Origin of the sequence: Stenotrophomonas sp. HMWF023, from assembly GCF_003060985.1 — a bacterium.
GTDB lineage: Bacteria > Pseudomonadota > Gammaproteobacteria > Xanthomonadales > Xanthomonadaceae > Stenotrophomonas > Stenotrophomonas lactitubi.
In genome coordinates, this window is sequence record NZ_QAIJ01000258.1 from 60,431 (window position 1) to 65,044 (window position 4,614).

Annotated in this window: 4 protein-coding genes; all 4 read left to right on the top strand. The window is 68.0% G+C overall.

Going from position 1 to position 4,614, the window contains the following annotated elements; all coding sequences use genetic code 11:
- A partial coding sequence (gene mreC / locus DBR20_RS14670; RefSeq protein WP_108266684.1) for a rod shape-determining protein MreC occupies positions 1–1,050 on the top strand: 1,050 nt, incomplete at its 5' end.
- Positions 1,047–1,532 carry a rod shape-determining protein MreD gene (gene mreD, locus DBR20_RS14675; protein ID WP_089236951.1) on the top strand — a complete coding sequence of 162 codons (486 nt, stop codon included), beginning with the start codon at positions 1,047–1,049 and terminating at the stop codon, positions 1,530–1,532. The genes mreC and mreD, both read left to right, overlap by 4 nt.
- Before the next feature lie 3 nt (positions 1,533–1,535).
- The gene (gene mrdA, locus DBR20_RS14680) at positions 1,536–3,614 is read left to right on the top strand and encodes a penicillin-binding protein 2 (protein WP_108266679.1); all 2,079 of its coding nucleotides are present in this window, start codon (positions 1,536–1,538) and stop codon (positions 3,612–3,614) included.
- Positions 3,611–4,614 (top strand): rod shape-determining protein RodA (gene rodA / locus DBR20_RS14685; RefSeq protein WP_108266680.1); only part of this gene is annotated, 1,004 nt, incomplete at its 3' end. The genes mrdA and rodA, both read left to right, overlap by 4 nt.

Below are 4,614 nucleotides of genomic sequence, written 5' to 3' on the forward strand. Positions count from 1 at the left end.
CCGCCCTACGCCGGACCTCCCGTCGCTTCCCGATCCGGTGATGCCGCCAGCCCGCTGCGGCTGCTGGCCTATCTCGCACTGGCAATCACCTTGATCGTCCTCGACGACCAGGCCGGCTGGCTGGCGCGTCTGCGCGAGCAGGCCAACAGCCTGGTGCAGCCGGTGTGGGCCCTGGCCGGCCTGCCCGGCAAGCTCGGCGGGCAGGTGCGCGACACCGCCGCCAGCCACGGCCAGCTGGTGACCGAGAACCGCGAGCTGCGCAACCAGCTGCTGCTGGCCAACGCCCGCCTGACCCGTCTGCAGACCGCCGCGCTGGACAACGCGCAACTGCGCGAACTGCTGAACGTGGCCGAGCGCAGTGGCCTGGACGTACAGCTGGCGCCGATCCTGGACATCGACCTGGACCCGGTCAAACAGCGCCTGGTGTTGGATGCCGGCAGCCGCGAAGGCGTGCACGTCGGCCAGGCGGTGATCGATTCCGGCGGCCTGATGGGCCAGGTGATCAGCGTGACCGCAGGCAGCTCCACCGTGCTGTTGCTGACCGATCCCGACCATGCGGTGCCGGTGACCGTGGCCCGCAATGGCGTGCGCCTGATCGTCTACGGCCGCGGCGACAAGCTGGAACTGCGCGACATTCCGCTCAGCGCCGGCGTGGAAGTGGGCGATGAGATCGTCACCTCCGGTCTCGGTGGTCGCTTCCCGGCGGGATTCCCGGTCGGCACCATCACCGGCCTGCGCCCGGACGATACCCATGCCTTCCTGGTGGGTGAACTGAAACCGGCCGCGCAGCTTGATCGCGGCCGTGATGTTCTGCTGTTGCGCCCCGGCGCCGCAATTCGCTTGCCTGCGGCCAGCGAATTGCTTCAGCCAAGTTTGCCTTCGGCAAACCAGGCTGCCGGGGGGGCATCCCACCTTACCCCCGCGCCTTCGGCGCGCCCCCCTCAACAAGAGGGGGGCTCTCCCTCAGCCGGGTCCACGGTAGTGCCGGCCGCTGGCCGGCAACCGCAGCAAACTCAACCTCAGCCGGCCACACCGGAGGCGCAACGATGAGCCGCCTTCGCGACAACCGCTGGGTGCTGCCGGCCAGCGTGGTGGTGGCCCTGCTGCTGGGCCTGCTGCCGTTGCCGGCGCTGCTGCAGCCGCTGCGTCCGTACTGGCTGGCACTGGTGCTGGCGTACTGGGTGATCGAAGCGCCCGAGCGCGTCGGCCTCGGCATCGCCTTCGCCAGCGGCGTCGTCGCCGACCTGCTGTATGGCGGGGTGCTGGGCGAACAGGCGCTGCGGCTGGTGATGCTGGCCTTCATCCTGCAGCGCTTCCGCGCGCGCATCCGCTTCTTCCCGATGTCGCAGCAGATGCTGGCCATCGGCGGCCTGCTGTTCAACGATCGCATCGTCAGCGCGCTGGTCCACATTCTGGTGGGCGAACCGACGCTGCCGTGGTCGTACTGGTGGGCACCGCTGCTCGGCATGGGCCTGTGGCCGCTGGTGTTCGTGCTGCTGGATGCGGTGCGCTTCGGCAAGCGCGGGCGCTGAGCCATGCTGCCGCGCCGCCAGGTCAAGAATCCTCACGCCGAAGCCGAACAGTTCCGGCGCCGCGCGGCGCTGGGCTTCTTCGGCGTGCTGGTCTGCCTGCTGGGCCTGGGCGGCTGGTACTTCAAGCTGCAGGTGCTGGACCACGACATCTACGCCACCCGATCCGAAGCCAACCGCATCAAGCCGCGGCCGGTGGTTCCCGGGCGCGGCATGATCTATGACCGCAACGGTCGCCTGCTGGCCGAGAACGTGCCGGCATTCCGCCTGGATGTGACCCCGGACAAGGTCAAGGACATGGATGCCACCCTGGAAGGGCTGGCGAAGATCATCCAGATCAGCCCGGAAGAACTGGAAGCATTCAACAAGTCGCGCAAGGCGCGCCGCAAGTTCCTGCCGGTCACGCTGAAGCTGCGCATGAGCGATGAGGAAATGGCGCGCTTCGCGGTGGACCGCTGGCGCTTTCCCGGGGTCGAGCTGGAACCGTACCTGACCCGTCGCTATCCCTATGGCGACCTGTTCGCGCACATCATCGGCTACGTCGGCCGCGTGGACGACAAGGATCTGGAGATCCTCGGCGAGGGCAATGCCGCGCTGACCCATATCGGCAAGTCCGGCCTGGAGCGCTATTACGAGCAGGAACTGCGCGGCAAGGTCGGCTACGAGCAGGTCGAGACCAACGTGCAGGGCCGCGCGATCCGCACCATCGGCCGTGTTGCCGCGCAATCCGGCGCCGACCTGCGTCTGTCGATCGACGCCGACCTGCAGCGGGCGATGGTGGCCGCCTTCGGTGAGCAGGAAGGCTCGGCCGTGGCGATGGACCCGCGAACGGGTGAAGTGCTGGCGATGGTCAGTCTGCCGTCCTACGACCCGAACCTGTTCGTCAACGGCATCTCGCACGCGGAATTCAAGGCGCTGAACGACAACCCGTCGCGCCCGCAGTTCAATCGCCTGGTGCTCGGCGGCGTCGCTCCCGGTTCGACCCTGAAGCCGCTGATCGGCCTGGCCGGCCTCGATTCGGGCGTTCGCCGCCCGGAGGACAAGGTGCTGTCGACCGGCATGTTCTACCTGCCCGGCACCTCGCGTGGCTGGGGCGATTCGCACCGGGGCGGTCACGGCTGGACCGATCTGCGCAAGTCCATCGCGCAGTCGGTCAATACGTATTACTACCGGCTGGCATTGGACCTGGGCATCGAGCGGTTCGACCATTACATGGAGTACTACGGCTTCGGCCAGCCGACCGGCATCGATCTGACCGGCGAGATCTCCGGCATCCTGCCGTCGCCAGCCTACAAGCGGAAGAGCCGCAAGGAAGCCTGGTATCCCGGCGACACGGTGAACATCAGCATCGGCCAAGGCGACTGGAAGGTCACCCCGCTGCAGCTGGCCCGTGGTGTCAGCGGCCTGGCCAATGGCCAACTGCGCACGCCGCATCTGGTGATGCAGCAGCGTGCTGGTTTCGACAGCGACTGGGTGGCGACGGAGCCCGGCCAGAGCAAGCCGGTCAGCCCCAACCCGAACAATCTGCAGGCCGTGCGCGAAGGCATGATGGCCACCATGCTTCCCGGCGGCAGCGCAGCACGCATGGCGGCCGGTGCGCCCTATACGATGGCCGGCAAGACCGGTACCGCGCAGGTCGTCAGCCGTAAGGGTACGGCCGCGGTCAATCCCAGAAGCCTGCCGATGCACCTGCGCCACCGTGCGCTGTTCGTCGGCTTCGCGCCGGCCGAGCAGCCGGTGATCGCGCTGGCCATCGCCGTGGAAGGCGGCGGTTACGGTGGCGCGGCCGCCGCACCGATCGCGCGCAAGATTTTCGACGCCTGGCTGCTGGGCAAGATGCCTGAAGGCATGCAGTCGCTGGACAGCGAACGCGGCACCACCGCCATCGGCATCACCGCCTTCGACAACGAGGACGTGAACGCGCGCCCGGCCGGTGACGCCGCTGCTGCCGAGCTGGGCGAGCATCCGGTGCTGATCGGCATGCCCGCACCGCCACCGGCCCCGGTTCCGGCTCCGGGTGCGCCATCTGCTGCGGCCGTGCCCGTTGGTCCTCGCCCGACTGTCGCGGCGGAGGCCAGCCGATGAGCGCGTTCCTGCGTTGGGCCGGCGAAATGCTGCAGCGGTTCTTCAGCAGCCTGGACTGGGTGCTGTGCCTGGCCCTGGGCGCGCTGATGGTGATCGGCCTGGCAACGTTGAAGAGTGCTGGCGGCGATGGCCTGGTGATGGCGCAGGGCGTGCGCTTTGCCGTGGGCCTGGCGGCGATGTGGGGCATCTCGCGGATGCCGATCCTGCGCATCCGCTCGGCGACGCCGCTGATCTATGCCATCTCGATGATTCCGTTGCTGGCGGTGTTCGTGCTGGGCACGGGCAAGTACGGCCGGCAGTGGCTGGACCTGAAGTTCTTCTACCTGCAACCGGCCGAACTGCTCAAGGTCAGCCTGCCGATGATGGTGGCCTGGTACCTGCACAAGATGCCGCTGCCGCCGCGCTTCAACACGGTGCTGGTGGCGATGGTGATCATCGGCGTACCGACCGGGCTGGTGATGCTGCAGCCGGACTTCGGTACCGGCGTGCTGATCGCCGCCAGTGGTGTGTTCGTGCTGCTGCTGGCCGGCCTGCCGTGGTGGTGGGTGGGGCTGGGCGTGGGCGGCGTGGCGGCGGTGGCGCCGGTGGCCTGGTTCTGGTTGCTGCGGCCGTACCAGAAGGACCGCATCATGATGTTCCTGGACCCGGAAATGGACGCGCTGGGCGCGGGCTGGAACATCATCCAGTCGAAGATCGCCATTGGTTCAGGCGGTTTCGATGGCAAGGGCTGGGGCGAAGGCTCGCAGTCACACCTGAATTTCATTCCCGAGCAGACCACGGACTTCGCGTTCTCGGTGCTGAGCGAGGAGTTCGGCTGGATCGGCGTGGCGCTGGTGCTGACGCTGTATCTGGTGGTGATCGGGCGCTGCCTGTGGATCGCCAGCCAGTCGCGCGATTCGTACTCGCGGTTGCTGGCCGGCGCAACGGGCCTGGCGTTCTTCGTCTATGTGCTGGTGAACGGCGGGATGATCTCGGGCCTGCTGCCGGTGGTGGGCGTGCC

Coding starts and splice junctions, on each gene's coding strand:
- mreD (WP_089236951.1), top strand. CDS start 1,047: ATGAGCCGCCTTCGCGACAACCGCTGGGTGCTGCCGGCCAGCGTGGTG.
- mrdA (WP_108266679.1), top strand. CDS start 1,536: ATGCTGCCGCGCCGCCAGGTCAAGAATCCTCACGCCGAAGCCGAACAG.